Below are 18,583 nucleotides of genomic sequence, written 5' to 3'. Positions count from 1 at the left end.
AATTTTTAATTCTTTTACACCGCTTGCGGCTGAACCTGCGGCTGGAACTGGAACAACGAATAAACCACATTCCGGCGGATATCCGTCATCATGTCCAGAAACATCTCATATCCTTCCTGCTTGTACTCAATCAGCGGGTCTTTTTGACCGTAGCCGCGCAAACCTACCGACTCGCGCAAGGCGTCCATTGCTTGTAGGTGTTCCCGCCAAAGGGTATCAATTTGCTGCAAGATAAAAAACCGCTCGGCTTGGCGCATCAAACCAGGCTGAATTTGATCGACAGTCGATTCTTTGAGGTCGTAGGCTTTTCGCACTTCTTCTTGCAAGAAAGTTTTGATTTCCCCAACGCTCATGTCTTCTAGATGGGACGGCTCCAAATCTGCCAACAGATTGACAAATTCCTTCACCTTAGCAACAAGGCTGTTTAAATCCCATTCTTCCGAAGGTAATTCTGGATTGACGTAAGCCTCCACAATGTCATCCATTGTCCGCTCGGCATACTGAATCACCTGTTCTTTCAAATCCAGCCCTTCCAAAACGCGGCGGCGTTCGGCATAGATAGCGCGACGCTGGTTGTTCATCACCTCGTCGTACTCAAATACCTGCTTCCGGATGTCGTAGTAGTAGGTTTCGACTTTTTTCTGCGCCCCTTCCAGACTCCGGGTTAGCATCCCGGATTCAATGGGCATATCCTCCTCTACCCGCAATCGATCCATCAATCCTGCCACGCGATCGCCACCAAAAATCCGCAACAGGTTGTCTTCCAAACTCAAGAAAAACTTCGTCGAGCCTGGGTCTCCTTGCCGTCCGGCGCGACCCCGCAACTGGTTGTCAATCCGGCGCGACTCGTGGCGTTCTGTGCCGATAACGTGCAAACCGCCCAACTGGATCACTTCTTCGTGTTCGGCGCTGGTAAATTGTTCGTACTCTTTGTGAATTAAGTTGTAAACCTCCCGCAGCCTTTGGATGACCGCGTCATCCGTCGGTGCTTTTTCTGAGGCAACGGCTAGCTTATCCTCTGCCTCCAACTCTGGCAGGCTCCGCTCTCCATATTGCTGTACGGCAAAATCTACCGCACTTTTCAGCTTTTGTTCCGTATCCTTGGATAACTGAGTCGGGAAAATTTGCGGGCTAACCTTCCAGCTTTTCACCTTCTTACCGGGAGTAAACCCCTGCGCGGGGGCACGTCCTGGCGCTCCCGCCACCTGACTTAATGCAAAACTATCTTCTTCTTCCGGCTGCACAATCTTGGGCATCAAGTATTCCCGCAGCTTCAGGCGTGCCATATAGTCCGCATTCCCGCCCAAAATGATGTCGGTTCCGCGACCCGCCATGTTCGTCGCAATCGTCACTTTCCCTTTGCGACCGGCTTGAGCGACAATTTCCGACTCTCGCTCTACATTTTCCGGTTTGGCATTCAGCAGGTTGTGCGGCACTTCTCGCTCGCTCAACAGAGTTGACAGGAGTTCTGATTTTTCTACGCTGGTTGTTCCCACAAGGACGGGTCGCCCAACTTTGTGCATTTCCGCACACTCTTCAGCGATCGCCCGCCACTTTCCTGCCTCTACCTTGTAGACCACATCGGGCATATCTCCCCGTCCGCTCGGTCTATTAGTGGGAATTTGCGTAACTTCCAGTTTGTAGATTTTTTCAAATTCGGCTTCTTCTGTCTTTGCCGTTCCGGTCATCCCGCCGAGCTTTTCATACAGCAAGAAGAAATTTTGATAAGTAATCGTCGCGAGTGTTTGCGTTTCATTCTGAATTTCTACCCGCTCTTTCGCCTCAATCGCTTGGTGGAGTCCGTCACTCCAGCGACGACCGGGGAGTACCCGCCCCGTAAACTCATCCACAATCACGACTTCCCCGTCGCGGACGATATAGTTTACATCTTTTTTAAACAGCTCTTTTGCCTTAATCGCATTAAAGATATAGTGCGCCCAAGGATCGTTGGGGTCGTACAAATCCTTGACTTCTAGCAGCTGTTCTGCTCTGGCAAACCCTTCATCGGTCATCAGAACGTTACGAGCTTTTTCATCTACCTCGTAATGCCCTTGCTTATTCCCGTCGCTCTCAACTTCCTTTTCCAGGGCCGACGCGATCGCTGCCGCCTTCAGGTACTTCTCGGTTGGGCGCTCGACTTGCCCGGAAATAATCAACGGCGTCCGCGCCTCGTCAATCAACACCGAGTCTACTTCGTCGATGATGCAATAGTTCGGTGGACGCTGTACCACATCCGCCATCGAAGTTGCCATGTTGTCGCGCAGGTAATCAAAACCCAATTCGCTGTTCGTGGCGTAAGTAATATCGCAGGCGTAATTTTTCTGGCGTTCGCTTGGCCCCATTCCCGATTGAATCAGTCCGACGCTCAAGCCCAAGAACCGATGCACCTGACCCATCCACTCGGCATCGCGCCTCGCCAGGTAGTCGTTGACTGTGACCACGTGGACTCCCTTACCAGTCAGGGCGTTGAGGTAAGCCGGTAGGGTTGATACCAGGGTTTTTCCTTCCCCAGTTTTCATTTCGGCGATTTGACCTTTGTGCAGAACAATCCCACCGAGCATCTGCACGTCAAAGTGGCGCATTCCCAAAACTCTTCGCCCTGCTTCCCGCACGACTGCAAAAGCTTCTGGGAGCAACTCATCCAACAGTTCTTGGCGTTCCCGCGCTGTCTTAGTTTTCTCCAGTCGCTGTTTAAATTCTGCGGTTTTGCCCGTCAGTTGTTCGTCGGACAGCGCTTGGATTTCTTCCTCCAAGAGGTTGATATCTACAACATAAGGTTGGTATTTTTTGAGCTTGCGTGCGTTGGGGTCGCCCAGTAATTTTTTAAACATAGCAGCAAAAGGAAACTTTAGAAGGATGAAGGATGTTAGCGATTCGCTGTCGCGTATAGCGGTGCTTTCTTCGCAGGATGAAGGATGAAGGATGAACTTAGGAGTCAGAAGTCAGAAGTCAGCGGAGAAGTCCTACTTGATTCATCTTTCTGCCTAGCGGTTTTATGCCTCCAACGACCTTCGGCATTTATCAATCATCGTATCATTTCCACTTAGGCTGAGATGGTACGGGCATCCCGTCTAACTTTAGGGTGAATTTTCCCATTCAGCAGTCAGATCCCGGAAGTTGTATTGATTAGCGCCAGGGTGACAGGTGACGCAACTAGAGAGTTTTACGGGCTGGGGCAGTTCGACGCGAGGATGAAGTGCTTTTAAATAGCGAGATTCTGTAACCCGATAGGGCACGGTTTCTTTTTCTAGTTGGGGACGAGAGTAAGTCCTCACGTAATCCCAAATCAGTAAAAGTGAGGGAGTGATGATGCGCGGCAACTGCGTCCCGTAATGTTGGTGCGTTTCTTGCAGCAGATTTTTCCAGGTTTCCATCGGCAGAACGGCTGGGGGGACGGCAATGTGACAGGTGGAACAGTTATCCACGTAAAGTTGCTGTCCCAATTCGAGGCGACTGATAACCGGATCGACGGTGCCCATTATTTCTGTCGCTGTGTTGGCAGTGGTTGGGGACATTTGGGCAATGGGGACTTTGCTCTGAACGTCCATCGCCATTGCCATTCCCCATCCCAGGATGATGCTCCAGACTAAGAGCAGCAAAAACAAAGTAAAAAGCGATCGCTTGCGGATGCCCTTAGGCGCGGCTTCTCGCCCAGGGAAAGAGCGGGAGCGGGTTTTTGACCGGACAAGCTTTGGCATAACGGATGCTTGGGTAATGGGTAATGGGTCGTGGGTTGTGGTTTGTGAGTTACACCGACTACCTGCTACCTACTACCTACTACCAAAAGACAACTGACAAGGGACAAAAGTCTATGGAATCGGAATCGAGCGCAGCAGACGCTCCACAATCGTCTTAGCACGGCGACCGCCCGATGGAATGAGACGATGGGAAAGGACGTGAGGTGCCAGGAACTTCACATCATCGGGAATAGCATAATCCCGCCCTTCCAAAAAAGCCAGTGCTTGGGTACTTCGCTGCAAGGCAACGGTACCGCGAGGACTGGCACCGAGCGTAATTTCTTCATCTTCCCTCGTCGCCCGCACCAAGTCGAGAATGTACTGTTGCAAAGACGCCTCTACCTTCACGCCGCCACACAGACGCCGTAACTCCAGCACGTCTTCCAGGGAAATACAGGGCTGTAAATCTTCTACCCTAACGCCTTCAGCGAGCCGTTGCAGCATTTGGAGTTCTTCTTGCTCGCTGGGATAGCCCAAAGTTAAGGAAACTGTGAAGCGATCCATTTGGGCTTCTGGCAACGGAAACGTGCCTTGATACTCAATTGGGTTCTGAGTTGCGATCGCAAAAAACGGATTGGGTACGGTGCGAGAAACCCCATCAACGGTGACTTGTCGCTCTTCCATCACTTCTAATAAAGCAGATTGGGTGCGGGGGGTGGCGCGGTTAATTTCGTCTGCCAGCAGCACGTTTGCAAACACGGGTCCCGGCAGAAATTCAAACTCGCGTCCGGCGGGATTCCAGATATTCGTGCCGGTGATATCAGTGGGCAAAAGATCCGGAGTACATTGAATGCGTTGAAACTTTCCGTCAATCGAGCGTGCCAGCGATTTAGCCAACAGGGTTTTACCAACGCCAGGGACATCTTCCAACAGGGCGTGACCACCGGAAAGGAGGGCTACTAGCACTAAGCGAATGGCATCTGCTTTGCCGACAACTGTGCGACCCAGATTTTGCGTCAGCTGCTCAATACGTTGTCTCATAGTCGTTATTTTTTCGTCATTCGTCAGTAGTGAATTCGTCCATTGTCCGTCGTCTGTTGTCTGTTGTCTGCCAACAGTGACAATGACTGATGACGATTGAGTATGGACGAATGAGACCGCTTAGCCATTCACGCTTAAAAAGGCTCTTGCTGCCTCGCAGTCTGCCTGTATTTGTATCTCACCTCACTCTATTGCAGTCCTCAGTCCTCAACCCTCACTCTTTGGCTCCTCACTCTTCGACTCCTCAGTCCTCAGTCCTCAGTCCTCAGTCCTCAGTCCTCAGTCCTAAATAAGGCTCTTGCTGCCTCGCAGTCTACCTGTATTTGCGTCTTAAGCGCGTCCAGGGAAGCAAATTTTTGTTCGGGGCGCAAAAACTGTTCCAAGGTCACAGTTAAGGTCTTTCCATATAAATCTCCGACCCAATCTAACAGGTGAACTTCTACGGTGGAGGTGGTACCGTCTACCGTGGGGCGATTGCCAATATTCATCACGCCGATGCCCTCTATTGGCAAGGAGCAACCATCCGCCGCTACTTTGGCTTCCCCATTCCCTGTTTCTGTTTGCCCGGTGGCTTCCGAACCATCCTCGGTTTCGCTATAAACTCTGACACAATAAACGCCCTGTCGGGGTAAAAACTTTTCTGAAGGAAGTTGTAGGTTGGCGGTAGGAAATCCGATGGTTCTGCCTAGTTGTTGTCCTTTCACGACTAATCCAGTGAGAGTGTAAGGACGCCCTAGTAGCCGGTTTGCCTGCTCTAAGTCTCCTTCTTGGAGCGCCTGACGGATGACTGAACTGCTAATCCGTTCGCCCTCACAGGTTTGCAACGGCACCAGGGTGACATTGATGCCATAAGAGTGCGCGATCGCTTTTAAGTCCGCCCCCGTACCCGCTCTTTGGCACCCAAAGCGAAAATCCTCTCCGACACTCACACTTTGCGCTCTGAGTTGTCCCACCAAAATCTTTTCTACAAACTGCTGCGGACTCAAAGCAGCCAGTTCCCTGTCAAAAGGCAACAGCACCAGCTGTTCCACACCCAATGCCTCTAGTTGTCGTACTTTTTCGGGTCGGGGTGTTAGCAGTCCTCGGCGTTGACCTGTAAAAAACTCTCGCGGATGCGGATTAAACGTCACCACTGTAGCGATGGGATGTTCGTTGGAACTGAGAATTTTCGTCTCAGGCGACCGTCCCGTGTCCTCACTTTGGCTTTGCCAATGGTATTCTAACCGCCGATGCAGGGACGATGGAGGAAGCGTTGGTACACCCGGAACGTCAGAAGCCTTCAAAATTGGTTTGACGACCTGTTGATGCCCGCGATGCACACCGTCAAAGTTTCCCAAGGCAACAGCGGTTGGTTTTAGAGCAGTGTCAGGAGAAGAAGTTACCCACACGCTTTACATTTTTACATAATTTAGTCGTTCGTCATTAGTCATTAAGGATTAGCCAATGACCAATTTAGGCAGAAACGCCCGCTTCTTGGACAGCGATCGCATTTGGCAGATGATTCTGTGGCACTAGCTGAATTGACAAGCCTTCCCGCGCCATTATCGCTTCGGGAAACTCTTGCGCCACCTGTTCGCCAACCCGATCGAGAAAATCATCATTGTGCAGCGGATCGTGGTGGAAAATTACTAGTTTTTTAACATTCGCGGCACGAGCTACTTTCACGGCTTCCTGCCAGGTCGAATGTCCCCAACCTACTTTAGAAGACTTGGGTGAGTCGTATTCCTCATCCGTGTAAGTAGCATCATAAATCAGGACATCTGCATTCCGAGCTAGCCACAAAACTTTTTCATCCATACGAGTCGGAGAATGTTCTGTATCGGTCACGTAGGCGGCAGCACACCCCCGCCAGTTGACGCGGTATCCCACAGCTTCCCCAGGATGGTTCAACAGGGCATTTTCGACTGTAATTTCTCCAATTTGTACCTTTTGCCCGATTGGTAAATCGTAGAATTTCAAATCGGCTCCCATGATTTGTAAAGGCACGGGAAAATTTGGGTGGAGCATTTGGTCGCGCAGGCGCTGTTCAATCGTCGAACCATTCGGAGCAACCGTTCCATGAATATGAAACCGATTCCCCTTAATAAAAGCAGGAACAAAGAAAGGAAACCCTTGAATGTGGTCCCAGTGGGAGTGGGTGAAGAACATATAAGCTTCCACCGGCATTTGAGATAGCAGGGATTGCCCTAACACTCGCAGGCCAGTGCCGCCATCGAAAATCAGGCGTTCACCACCCACTCTCATCTCAACACAAGGCGTATTGCCTCCATACCGGACTGTCTCCGGCCCCGGACAGGCGATACTTCCTCTTACTCCCCAAAAGTGAATTGTGAATAGGTTTTGCATGCTAGACATGGGTGTTGCCTGTAGGATTCCGATCGCGGGTCATCAAAAAGGTTTTACTGATTGTTCATATAGTTTGATGCCAGAAGCCTGCACGAGATTGGGACCGTGCTTGCTTGAGGAAAGTCCAGCCAATCTCAAAAAGCCTTGGTTGCTCAACCAGGCTCAACAATTCAGCGGCTGACGTAGAGAGTGATCCGGCAGAAGACCCTATTCTTCTATTTGAGTATGACTCAAAACTGCTCCCTGGCATAATTACAGATGCCGCTTTTGCAAGCGTTTTTTACGGAAACTTTTTAAGTTACGCTATTGCCTCTGGTAGGACACGCATCCAAACTAGGAGGACGCTAGCTTTTGGATTAATTTAAAAAGCTTAGCAGTTTAGTTGTAAAAACGTCTGGCACTTGTGCAACAGTAATCTGTGATCCAGCTCACCTTCAAAATATAAACAAGTTGCTAAAGGATAAAACTTGCCTTGTGTAGACAGATGAAGTTGCACACCTGGAGAGCAAAATGTCCTAAGAGGAGCGGATTACCTCTCCCTCTCTATATGGATCTTACCAAGTCTGAGTCTAGATTGCCTGCCGCTTAGTTAAGTGAAACTTTTTTAGTAAGAGTTGATTGAGAATCACAACGCTCTCCTGAACTCGTTGCCCACATATAGATTGAGGGGGATTGAGGGCGTTCTTTGGGAATGCAGCTCATCTATATCAGAATCTGAATCAGAGCAAAATATAAAGCCATCAAAAAAGCGCTTTTTGTGACGGGCACTCAGGCACTCAGGTGCTTTCATCAGTCACCTCCTCCACTTCTGGCGTCACTGATTATCTAGCGTGCGCCTAGAATGTCTGGTTCAACAACCTTCGTCAGCTCGGTATACACAGCCGTATTAAGCAAGGACAGATATCTACCCGCTACCAGCCTCTGCCCGGTCTTGTAAGCTCTGAATCATTGTATTTATTGCTTGCCTAGTACCGGGGGCACCCAGATGACTACTACGATTGCCTTTAACAAGATTGCTCAAGTCGATAGCAAGACAATAGCCCTTCTCCGTTGAGTACACGCTGGAGAGGCGAACAATATATTTGTCCGAACATCAGCCTTGCAGGGAATACCAGCGAGAACCGCTATAACTGCGCTGTCTCATCCGACTTTAGATTTTGGATTTCAGGTTTTGAATGGCACAAGTCTTGACAGCAAGGACTTTCAGCAATTTACTTGTGGCGACATTCAGGTGAAATGGTCTCAAAACTTGCTTGAAGCGTTGTTTATTTTAGCTAAACCGAATCTATGTATAGCAGTAATACCACTTCAGGGCTTCGCATACTTACCCTTGAGAAGGCTGTTTACCCTCGGTAAATACTCAAAGCAAGCAGGATTGATTTAGCGATTAGCTAAATCAATCCGTATTGATATCAGTGCCAAAAAGAATTTACTTATGATTTTGGCGGTAAAGTAACCTGCCTAAAATATTCAACCTCGTGTTTCGACTCGGTAAATACTGAAGAAGGCTTTTATAGGATTTGTATTACCAAAATAAGTGCGTAGTTCTGCTGAAGACGTTACACCTATCAATGTGGAACACTTAATATTGAAGCTCGACATTTTGCGGTAATTGCAAAAGTTGAAATCTTGCAATCGCTGCCCAGAATGATTGACTAGAAAGACTTTCAAGGCCAAGCATCAGTTTTAATCGTAGTGGCTCTTATAGGTAAATGCCCAGAAAAATTCTCGGACATCAGCAAAGAAATACTCAGAAATTGAGTTTAAATAAAGATACGAAGAAGTTTTAAAAAATCGATAGACAACTAAAAAAATACTCTTTACAGTAGAGGTAACAGCAAAAGGAACATGATTAATTTTCAGAAAAATCAGGGGAAATCTACAGGTTCAAGGCATTTCATTGATGTTTAAACATCCTGTGATATACAACCTTGCACTGTAGTGCAAAGATCGCAGATTCCATAACGCAACTTCAGTTCACTCTTAAATTGGTAAAGGTTTTAATTACGATGAAAAGGACAATCCCATCTCTACTTAGTTATTCCTTCTTGGCTGCTGGTGTTGCGATCGCATCTTCTGCATTTTCCCCAGCCAATGCTGCCTCTATGACTTTTAGCGCCTCTCCCTTCACAGGTTCTGCTGCTAAGGTCAACTTCACTTTGGATGATGCAATAGCAGGAGCAGGGAACGTTCAGTTTAAAGTGGATGTTGACAAGAGCGTATCGCTTGCCGACCTACGCGGAGTCTTCTTTAACATTCTTGATAACTCCCTCCTAAGCGGTCTGAGCGTAGTTGGTCAGAACCAAACAGGTAAAAACCAATTGATAACGGAGACGGACTATAGTACCAGCGGCAACCTTAGCACTGTTGGTCAAGCTAATTTGAATGGCGATGGAGGCAATCACTCATTTGAATTTGGCATAGAAATTGGTGAGCAAGGTCTGAAGGGCGGTAAGGACGACTTTCAAACGGCCGTTTTTACTCTGTCCCATGCCACAACAGCTTTAACCCTCGCTCAGTTTTACAGTCAGGACTTCGGAGTTCGCGTGATGAGCGTAGGCACTGGAAACAGTCGTGAGGGAAGTAGCAAACTAACAGCAACCGCCTCACCAGCACCTGCGAACCAGACTGGCGGTACAACTGGCGGTACAACTGGCGGTACAACTGGCGGTACAACTGGCGGTACAACTGGCGGTACAACTGGCGGTACAACTGGCGGTACAACTGGCGGCACAACTGGCGGCACAACTGGCGGCACAACTGGCGGCACAACTGGCGGCACAACTGGCGGCACAACTGGCGGCACAACTGGCGTTGATTACAGCAATGGCGGTACGGGAGTTGACTACGGTTCCGGCACCAACCCCAGTACCGGCGGCACTAAGAGTAACCCTAGACCAGTACCCGAACCCAGTACAGTGGGCGCACTCATGCTGACAAGTTTTGCAGCCATGCGGTTTGGCAAAAGACGGAAGACAAGCGCACAGTAGCGTTAGGAGCTAGTTAAGCGACTGTTTTACCTCCAGTAGAGATACATATTTCAAAAAGAGCTTCTCACTTCCGATACGGTGAGAAGCTTTTGCTCAGGGTGAATTGTACTTCAAGCCAAAAAAACTCAATGCGATAGGTATGTGAAAGTAGGAAAACTTATAGAAACATCTGTTGAAGTCAAAGAGATAAAAGTCAAACTTCTCTTGGCAGGGGGACATCAATACACTGTCTTTCTAAAGTCAGACGCTCCTATACTAGAAAATCTGTTAAAAACTGTTGTGGCTCGCTCTTATAAGCAAGAAGATGGTTTTTATGGGTTGTTCCAGATTCCGATTGATGAGGGTCGCGCTTCTCTGTGTTTTCCAAGCGAACATCTGGTTGGTGTAGTTACCGAACCCTCAGTTTTTGTCATGCAAGAGGAACTGAAACCTCAACCAACGGATGTTTTAGCTTCTCCCTACGTGCAAATTGACAATTTTCTGACTCAAGAAGAACACAAACAACTACTCGATTATGTGTTTAAAAAAGAGCCAGCCTTTGTACCTACCAGCATTTCAACCGATGCGACTGATTATCGTCGGTCTATGGCTCTCTACTCTTTCCCTGAGTTTTCAGAACGGATAGTCAATCGCTTGCGAGCAATTTTACCGGATATATTTAGCAAATTAGGGATTCCATCATTTCCTGTATCTCAAATTGAGTCACAATTAACCGCTCACAATGATGGAAATTACTACAAAGTTCACAATGATAATGGTAGTCCTGATACTGCTACCAGAGAATTAACCTATGTTTACTACTTTTACCAGGAACCCAAAGCTTTCTCTGGTGGAGAGCTACTAATTTACGACAGCAAGATTGAAAATAACTTTTACGTGAAGGCTGATTCTTTTAAAACAGTTGAGCCTCGTAATAATAGCATTGTGCTTTTCCTCAGTCGCTATATGCATGAAGTCTTACCTGTGAAATGTCCCTCGAAAGCCTTCGCAGATAGTCGCTTTACGATTAACGGGTGGGTTCGGCGTTAATATTTTTGCGCCTTCAGCTAGATTTTCTTTCTCTAGCTTCAGCGCTAAGCAATATTCAATGGCTATTTTCCCTTAAGGATTGATTTTTGGGAAACTTCCACAAGAAGCTCTCCGCTTTGATTAAGCGGGGAGCTTTTTAGGATGGAGCGGGACTTCCGGTACGGGACGTGCTAACTAAGCAAGCCAAGATTTTCAGTAAACTTTACTCGGAAAACAAAATATAGATGGGTTTGACTAGACTAAGATCAAGAAAAATTACTTAATATTTGAGGACAAGATGGCTCCTAAAGTGGAAATTTATACCTGGAGCAGCTGCCCCTTCTGCATCCGTGCCAAGGCTTTGCTCGATAAAAAAGGGGTTGATTATATCGAATACTGCATTGATGGGGATGAGGCGGCACGGGCGGAGATGGCAAAACGTTCAAGTGGGCGGCGTTCCGTACCTCAAGTTTTTATCAACGATCGGCATATTGGGGGGTGCGATGATACCTATGCGCTAGAAGCTCAAGGTAAGCTCGATCCACTCCTGCAATCAGCATAGTCATTTGTCCTGAGTGGCTGTTTGCGGACAACGGACAGCGAACAACGGGCAGCGAACAGCGGACAATGGACAAAAGACAAAAAGCTGATAGCTAACATGAAACTTGCTTTTATTATTGACCCCATCGAACGCCTAGATCCCGGTCACGATACCAGTGTGGCGCTGATGGAAGCAGCACAAGCACTGGGACACGAAGTTTGGATTACTCAGGCGAATTTATTGAGTGTGGGGGATGGCAAGGCTTGGGCGTTGCTTGAGCCGGTGCAACTGACGCCGGTGCAACTGGTGGAAGGACGCTGGGTGGCGGAGTCGCGATGGTTTTCTGTCGGCGATCGCGTTTTACAACCGCTGGAAGGAATGGACGCGGTTTTCATGCGAACAGATCCGCCAGTGACCGTTCCTTACCTCTACGCCACCTACATTCTGGACTATATCGATCCAGCGAAAACCTTGGTCATCAACGCCCCCAATGGGTTGCGGGCGGCAAATGAGAAGATGTACGCACTCCAGTTTAAGGAGGCGATTCCGGAAACGATTGTCAGTGCGGATAAACAGGTGATCCGCCAGTTTCTGGAAGCAAAAGGGGCGGCGATCCTGAAGCCGTTGGGAAATAAGGCGGGGGAAGGGATTTTATTCTTAGATCCGAGCGATCGCAACTTTAATTCCCTGATAGAACTCAGTACCCTTCAGGCACGAGTTCCAGTGATGGTGCAAACCTACTTACCCGCCGCTAAAGAAGGAGACAAGCGAATTATTTTGCTCAATGGCGAACCGATTGGAGCCGTGAATCGCATTCCTACAGGGAAGGAATTTCGCGGCAATATGGCAGTCGGGGGTAGAGTGGCTCAGACGGAAATTACCCAACGAGAGCGCGAAATCTGCGCCCAACTGGCTCCTACACTGCGCCAGGATGGTTTAATTTTTGTCGGGATTGATGTGATTGGCGGCTACCTCACGGAAGTGAATGTCACCAGTCCTACTGGCATCCGAGAAATCGATCGACTTGATGGCACCCGTCTCGGCTATCAAGTGATTGAATGGGTGGAAAAGTTTAGATCGGAAAACCCTGCATGACATTCAGCAATTCAGCCCAAGCATCGAACCCGATTGGCGTAGCAGTGGTGGGGACTGGATTTGGTCAGAAAATCCACATCCCCGGATTCCAGGCACACCCGCGTACTCAGGTGGTTGCCGTTTACAATCGGGATTTGAATAAAGCGATCGCTCTCGCTTCTGCCCAGAATATCCCCCACGCTTGCGACACCCTAGAAAAAATCGTCGCTTTGCCAGATGTCGCCGCTGTCAGTATTTCAACGCCACCCTTTTTGCACTATGAAATGGCGAAGACGGTGTTGCAAGCTGGGAAGCATCTATTATTAGAAAAACCCACAGCCCTGTCAGCGACTGAGGCACGTCAGTTGTATCAGTTGGCGAGAGAAAACGGCGCGATCGCTGCGCTGGATTTTGAATTTCGTTTTGTCCCAGCATGGCAGCGATTTGCGGAACTTTTAGCAGAAGGGTATGTGGGGCAACAGCGCCTGATCAAGATTGATTGGCTGGTGTCGAGTCGTGCCGATGCCACGCGCCCGTGGAACTGGTATTCTCGGAAAGACCAGGGAGGAGGAGCATTGGGAGCCGTCGGTTCTCACGCTTTTGATTACATTCGCTGGTTGTTTGCACCTGTGCGGCGACTGTGTGCCCAGCTGATTACAGGAATTCCTTTTCGTCCAGACTCGAACACGGGTGAAATGAAGCCGGTGGATGCGGATGATACGTGTATGCTGATGCTGGAACTGGCGGATGGGACGCCTTGCCAACTGTGTATCAGTTCGGTGGTTTATGCATCGCGGACGCACGGGATCGAAGTTTATGGCGATCGCGGTACGTTAGTCTTAGGCAGTGAAAATCAGAAAGATTACGTACATGGTTTTCGCCTCTGGGCGGCACCTGCGGGTAAACCTCTTGCTGAGGTAGAAATTCCGCATCGGCTGGCGTTTCCCCAAACCTATACGGATGGGCGTCTGGCACCCTTTATCCGAGTTGTAGACAACTGGGTGCAGGCAATTGACGCCGGGAAAGCGATCGCGCCATCGCTGCGAGAGGGAGTTTATTCCCAGCTGTTGATGGATTTAGCCCATGAATCCCATCAGACGGGTTGCTGGGTGGATGTGCCAAGTTTGGACACTTTCCTGGCCAGTCGCTCATAGCGACAGTCAACGTAGGAGATTAAGCTTCAAATACAGTTAAGTTAACGTTTTGAGGCAACCTATTTGCACCCCCTTCGCCTCCTGAAAAAGGAGATTTTTTTCTCATCGCCCCCAATTTATCAGCGGGTTGGGGGATCTTCTTTCAAATACTGATTTATCTAAACGTATTTAACCCGAACCGGATCGCGTTGCAACTTTGCCATTTGCCTCGCGGCTGAGTTAGATTAAAACATCTTTTCAACCGCTTTTCCTCAGGGTGGGCAGCAATGTTACCTGTCGCAGTTTTCGTCTGTCTTGGCTGGATCGTGTCTGTTTGTATACACGAGTTTGGTCATGCGGTAGTTGCTTATTGGGGCGGGGATACCTCAGTTAAAGATAAGGGGTATTTGACCCTGAATCCCCTCAAATATACCGATCCAACTTTGAGTTTGGTTCTGCCCGTCGTCTTTCTTCTCATCGGTGGGATTGCCTTACCGGGTGCCGCAGTTTACATCAATCAAAGCCAATTACGCAATCGTTGGTGGAAAAGTGCTGTCTCCGCAGCGGGTCCCATCGCTAGTGTAATCGTGACTTTATTGCTCACGATTCCCTTTTGGCTGGGTTGGGTGACGCCATTCAGCCAACACTGGATTGGCCCAGCTTTAGCATTTCTAATTATTCTACAAATCTCCGTTATTCAGTTCAACTTTCTGCCAATTCCGCCGCTGGATGGTTATGGCATTATCGAGCCGTGGTTGCCGAATCAAACTCAAATTAAACTGAGAAAGCTGAGCAAATATGGAATTATTGCCCTCTTCATTCTGCTTTCATTCGTAAAACCGTTAAATCTGCTTTTTTGGAAATCAGCTTTTACAATTGGGGCACTGCTTGGTGTTCCAATGGAATTGGTATGGAAGGGATACGCATCTTTCAACGCTGATTCCGGCATTTTGTTATTAGCGGCGATTGGTGTTTTTTTGCTAATTCGTAGAGTCATGAATCCGCATCATGCTTGTTATGAAAAAGGCAATCAGCTACTTAAATCTCAACGGTACGAAGAAGCGATCGCTTTTTATGACAAAGCCATTAAACTAAAACATGATTTTTGGGAAGCGTGGCACCATCGAGCCTGGGCGTTAGGAAGCCTACAACGGTATAAAGAAGCGATCGCTTCCTACGAGCAAGCAATTGTCCTCAAACCAGATAACCCCGCTATCTGGACGGACTGGAGTGGGGCACTCGCTGCATTGCAACGATACGAAGAAGCGATCGCCTGTTGTGACAGAGCCATCGAAATCAATCCTCACTACCCTTATGCTTGGTATAACAAAGCTTGCTTCTGTGCCCTACAAGGCAAAGCTTCTTTAGCGCTTGATTCTCTAGAACAGGCAATTTATCTCGATCCCAATACATTTAAAACTTATGCCAAAAATGAATCAAGTTTTTATCAAATTCGGCAACATGAGCGGTTCAAAAAAATGATTGGTGAATTGTAGCTAGTAGGATAATAGCCATTGCCTACCTTGCTGCTAACTAATGAGCCGCTAAAAATGATCTGGCATCCACGGTTCGGGACTGGCAAAGAGCAGCATGGCGGTCGATAAAGAATCGGCATCCCCTTCAATTTTCCCAATCGTTTGTAACTGATGAGCTGTCAGTAACCCTGTGAATAAAGGTGATAAGCCTCGCACATCTAACCGTAATTCACCGCGTCCGCCTCTTGTCACTTCACCGCGTCCGCCGGAAACTGCCAAAACAAATTTTCCATTGTTATCGGGCAATACATTATCTTGAATCTCAAGATGTAATTCGGCTTCTAACCCAATCGGATAGCCGCGCATTGATAGTGCTTTTGGCACATCAACGACTCGCACCAACCATCGTTCTAAATGGGCAATTTTGTAAGTTTGTTCTGTGAGTAAAGACAAAAGCGGGTCTCCTGCCTGACCTTGCCAAATCACCTTGTCTGCCAGAGAACGGTGATCGGCAAAGAAAGTCCACAAACGACGTGCTGCTGCTGGTGTTAATGCCACCATGTCTCTGACTTCAAGGTGATAGCTTGTGTCGCCCCTTTTTTGGCTGAAAATGATGTAACCTTCTGGTTTGTCTTCAAAGCCAATCCGGTAGGCGTAAATCACGTCTTCTGGGGACTCGACAATGCCTTGCCAAATGGCTTGGTGGCGATCCAAGTTGCCACTGGAAGCGATCGCTCGTTGACGGTAGAGTTCGTGAAATTCGTGGTGAGTCGCTTCCACGCGCTGCATCGGCAAAGTGCGATCTTTGAGCAGAATCGTCTCTGTCGGCACCGTCAAACGGCAATAGTTCCCAGCTTGTTCGTAACCTACTTTCCGATAAAGGGCGCTGGTAGAGGCGTAGAGCGTCGATAGGGGAATTCCCTTAGCGTGACACTCCTTAACAATATTAGTCATCAGCGCCGCCGCTACCCCTGTGCCTCGATACTCTGGCGCAATGCCCACGGCGGCAATTCCGGCGATTGGTACGCGAGAACCTCCGAACCACTGACCCATGTTGAGAATGCCTAAGCCCCCAGCCGCCTGCCCTCCTTGGAGGATGACGCGGAAGTTCTCCAACCCAATCCGATTTAAATACATCTGCCAGCTATCTGGCGGTGAATTGAAGCACTGGGTTAAGATTTGCCCAAGCTGTTTAGCTTCTTCAGAGTTAGAAATCGTGCCGAATTCAAAGTTAGTTGTCATATTAGGCTGCTAATTGCTGATTAATTTTTTACGATCAGCCATCATTATCTGCGTCTGTGAAATCGAAGCGAACCGAAGGTCGTCCTTGGAGGATATCGCGTTCTGGATGAACTGCCTGAAACTTCATCCTATTCTCTGCCACGATGGGATTGAACTCACGCGCCACCACCTCCCGATAGGTAGAATCGTGACATCAGGGTTGCATCGCCACCGCCATACCAATGCCTATTTCTCGTGTGCCTGCTAGCGATCGCAGCGAAATAGTCGCCGTGTTTGCTGGTTTCGTAATCGCACCGTGTCCAATAAAAAGCATCAAAACTGTAGCCGTCAGCAGCATTAAAGCTAAGAAAATTTGGCGTTTCATGCTTGAACCACTACAGAGAAAATTTAGGGGCAAATTTATCATAGACTCAACCAAATGTTGCATCTTCTACCTATGAGCTGTTGCCTCAACCCCGATTGTCAGAATCCTCTCAATCCTGCTACGACAAAGTTTTGCCGCAGTTGCGGGACAAAACTAATGCCGCTGTTAAGAGGACACTATCGCATTATCCAGCTTATTTCCAATGAGGGAGGATTTGGTAGAACTTATCTGGCAGAAGACATAGATAGGATGAATGAACCCTGCGTTGTCAAGCAATTTAGACCCCAAGTCCAAGGAACTGCGGCACTCAACAAGTCTATTCAACTGTTTAAACAAGAGGCAAAGCGTCTGCAAGAGATGGGACATCATCCGCAGATTCCCACCCTCTATGGCTACTTTGAAGAAGGAAATTATTTATATTTAGTGCAGCAGTTTATCGATGGGCAGGATTTATTGCAGGAGTTGGAACAACAAGGTGCTTTTAGTGAAAAACAAATTCGAGAGATGTTACTGGATATTTTACCTGTTCTCAAATTCGTTCATGACAAAAATGTAATTCACAGAGATATCAAACCCGAAAATATTATGCGTTGCCGCTTAACAAGGGGAGGAAAGCGGGAGTTAGTACTGATTGATTTTGGTGCAGCTAAGCAATTGGCAGCAAAGGGGACAACTCAACGAGGTACAAAAATTGGTTCTTTCGGATATACTTCCTACGAACAAATGCAAGGGGGTGAAGTTTATCCAGCTAGCGATTTATTTAGTCTAGGTGTAACTTGTTTTCATTTGCTAAGTAATGTCAATCCCCACTTATTATTTCTTGATTATGGCTACGATTGGGTTTGTCAGTGGCGGAAATACATAAAATATTCAATTAGTAGTAATTTGGGTAATATATTAGATAAGCTATTGCAAAAAAATGTTGATCGCCGCTACCATTCGGTAGACGAGGTTATTCATGATTTGATGCGGAGTCCGCAAAAATTAACGCCTAAAATATCTGTAGCGCCGTCTAGAAGTAATAAGCCTTTTAAAATTACGTCTTCAGCGGTTACACTGGTTAGAAACAATTTTACAAATCAAGTTTTAGCAGGTAGTACTACGTTAATATTATTGTTATTTGGATATAGTTATTTTAAACACGTCAATCCAAATAATTTTTCAATTAGTAATCTAACCTTAAGTCCGAATCAACCAATTTTTAGAAAAAAATTTGCTTTAGCGAACACTTTAAAGGGACATTCAAAGTCGGTTGCTTCTGTTACCATCAGTCCAAATGGAGAGATGCTAGCTAGTGGGAGTTTAGACAACACGATTAAATTGTGGAATCTAAACACGGGACAGGAAATTTCCACTTTAAAGGCGCATTTAAAGTCAGTGGGTGCTGTTGCCATCAGTCCAGATGGACAAATTCTGGCGAGTGGCAGTTGGGACAACACGATTAGATTGTGGAACCTTAAAAAAGCAGATAAAGTTCGCACGTTAATAGGGCATTCGAGCCAGGTTGTTTCTGTTGCATTCAGTCCCAATGGAGATATTTTAGCGAGTAGTAGTTTAGATAATACGATTAAATTATGGGATTTAAAAACAGGTCAGGAAATTCACAATTTAAGTGGGCATTCTAACTGGGTTGTTTCTATTGCTTTTAGCCCAGATGGACAGATGCTAGCGAGTGGCAGTTGGGATAATACG

16 protein-coding genes and 1 pseudogene are annotated in these 18,583 nt (G+C 47.7%); 8 read left to right on the top strand and 9 right to left on the bottom strand.

Features of this window, described 5'->3' with window-relative positions:
* Nucleotides 1-14: 14 nt before the first annotated feature.
* The 3 genes from secA to H6F50_RS23160 all read right to left on the bottom strand — a co-directional run bounded on the left by secA (nt 15) and on the right by H6F50_RS23160 (nt 4,718).
* Nucleotides 15-2,831 (bottom strand): preprotein translocase subunit SecA, encoded by a 2,817-nt coding sequence (gene secA, locus H6F50_RS23170; protein WP_190430509.1) that lies wholly within the window; start codon nt 2,829-2,831, stop codon nt 15-17.
* Between the two features lie 246 nt (nt 2,832-3,077).
* Nucleotides 3,078-3,698 carry a diheme cytochrome C gene (locus tag H6F50_RS23165; protein WP_190414083.1) on the bottom strand — a complete coding sequence of 207 codons (621 nt, stop codon included), beginning with the start codon at nt 3,696-3,698 and terminating at the stop codon, nt 3,078-3,080.
* A gap of 111 nt (nt 3,699-3,809) precedes the next feature.
* Complete coding sequence (locus tag H6F50_RS23160; protein WP_190414084.1) at nt 3,810-4,718, bottom strand: MoxR family ATPase; 909 nt, start codon at nt 4,716-4,718, stop codon at nt 3,810-3,812.
* An 89-nt stretch (nt 4,719-4,807) separates the two neighbouring features.
* Between H6F50_RS23160 and H6F50_RS23155 the strand changes: the two genes are divergently transcribed.
* Nucleotides 4,808-5,011, top strand: a complete 204-nt coding sequence (locus H6F50_RS23155) for a hypothetical protein (RefSeq protein ID WP_190430508.1) — start codon at nt 4,808-4,810, stop codon at nt 5,009-5,011.
* Here the strand turns inward: H6F50_RS23155 and H6F50_RS23150 are convergent.
* The 3 genes from H6F50_RS23150 to H6F50_RS23140 form a co-directional block, all read right to left on the bottom strand.
* A complete protein-coding gene (locus tag H6F50_RS23150; protein WP_190430507.1) occupies nt 4,991-6,106 on the bottom strand; it encodes a bifunctional riboflavin kinase/FAD synthetase in 1,116 nt (371 codons plus the stop codon). The genes H6F50_RS23155 and H6F50_RS23150 overlap by 21 nt on opposite strands.
* A gap of 64 nt (nt 6,107-6,170) precedes the next feature.
* Nucleotides 6,171-7,073 carry an MBL fold metallo-hydrolase gene (locus H6F50_RS23145; RefSeq protein WP_190414088.1) on the bottom strand — a complete coding sequence of 301 codons (903 nt, stop codon included), beginning with the start codon at nt 7,071-7,073 and terminating at the stop codon, nt 6,171-6,173.
* 616 nt (nt 7,074-7,689) lie between these two features.
* Nucleotides 7,690-7,854, bottom strand: a complete 165-nt coding sequence (locus H6F50_RS23140; protein ID WP_190430506.1) for a hypothetical protein — start codon at nt 7,852-7,854, stop codon at nt 7,690-7,692.
* Between the two features lie 1,219 nt (nt 7,855-9,073).
* Here H6F50_RS23140 and H6F50_RS23135 point away from each other — a divergent pair.
* From H6F50_RS23135 to H6F50_RS23110, 6 genes are all read left to right on the top strand, one after another.
* Nucleotides 9,074-10,054, top strand: coding sequence for a PEP-CTERM sorting domain-containing protein (locus H6F50_RS23135; protein WP_190430505.1), 981 nt, complete (start codon nt 9,074-9,076; stop codon nt 10,052-10,054).
* Nucleotides 10,055-10,195: 141 nt separating this feature from the next.
* Complete coding sequence (locus tag H6F50_RS23130; RefSeq protein WP_347277203.1) at nt 10,196-11,083, top strand: 2OG-Fe(II) oxygenase; 888 nt, start codon at nt 10,196-10,198, stop codon at nt 11,081-11,083.
* Between the two features lie 277 nt (nt 11,084-11,360).
* Nucleotides 11,361-11,624, top strand: coding sequence for a glutaredoxin 3 (grxC, locus tag H6F50_RS23125; protein ID WP_190414096.1), 264 nt, complete (start codon nt 11,361-11,363; stop codon nt 11,622-11,624).
* Nucleotides 11,625-11,720: 96 nt separating this feature from the next.
* Entirely contained in the window at nt 11,721-12,698 is a 978-nt protein-coding gene (gshB, locus tag H6F50_RS23120) for a glutathione synthase (protein WP_190430521.1), read from the top strand.
* Entirely contained in the window at nt 12,695-13,831 is a 1,137-nt protein-coding gene (locus H6F50_RS23115; RefSeq protein ID WP_190430504.1) for a Gfo/Idh/MocA family oxidoreductase, read from the top strand. The genes gshB and H6F50_RS23115 overlap by 4 nt, the downstream gene beginning before the upstream one ends.
* Before the next feature lie 266 nt (nt 13,832-14,097).
* Entirely contained in the window at nt 14,098-15,306 is a 1,209-nt protein-coding gene (locus tag H6F50_RS23110) for a tetratricopeptide repeat protein (protein WP_190430503.1), read from the top strand.
* A 48-nt stretch (nt 15,307-15,354) separates the two neighbouring features.
* Here H6F50_RS23110 and H6F50_RS23105 read toward each other — a convergent pair whose 3' ends face one another.
* From H6F50_RS23105 to H6F50_RS23095, 3 genes and pseudogenes are all read right to left on the bottom strand, one after another.
* Nucleotides 15,355-16,527, bottom strand: a complete 1,173-nt coding sequence (locus tag H6F50_RS23105) for a GNAT family N-acetyltransferase (RefSeq protein WP_190430502.1) — start codon at nt 16,525-16,527, stop codon at nt 15,355-15,357.
* A gap of 34 nt (nt 16,528-16,561) precedes the next feature.
* Nucleotides 16,562-16,699, bottom strand: a pseudogene (locus H6F50_RS27365) (endo-1,4-beta-xylanase); the annotation flags it as partial.
* Nucleotides 16,700-16,720: 21 nt separating this feature from the next.
* Nucleotides 16,721-16,891, bottom strand: coding sequence for a hypothetical protein (locus H6F50_RS23095; RefSeq protein WP_190430500.1), 171 nt, complete (start codon nt 16,889-16,891; stop codon nt 16,721-16,723).
* A gap of 156 nt (nt 16,892-17,047) precedes the next feature.
* Here H6F50_RS23095 and H6F50_RS23090 point away from each other — a divergent pair.
* A partial coding sequence (locus H6F50_RS23090; RefSeq protein WP_190430499.1) for a serine/threonine-protein kinase occupies nt 17,048-18,583 on the top strand: 1,536 nt, incomplete at its 3' end.

It is taken from the genome of Coleofasciculus sp. FACHB-712 (genome assembly GCF_014695635.1).
Taxonomy (GTDB): domain Bacteria; phylum Cyanobacteriota; class Cyanobacteriia; order Cyanobacteriales; family FACHB-T130; genus FACHB-T130.
Note: the sequence above shows the minus strand (reverse complement) of the source record. Positions and strands in the feature narration are given on the sequence as shown.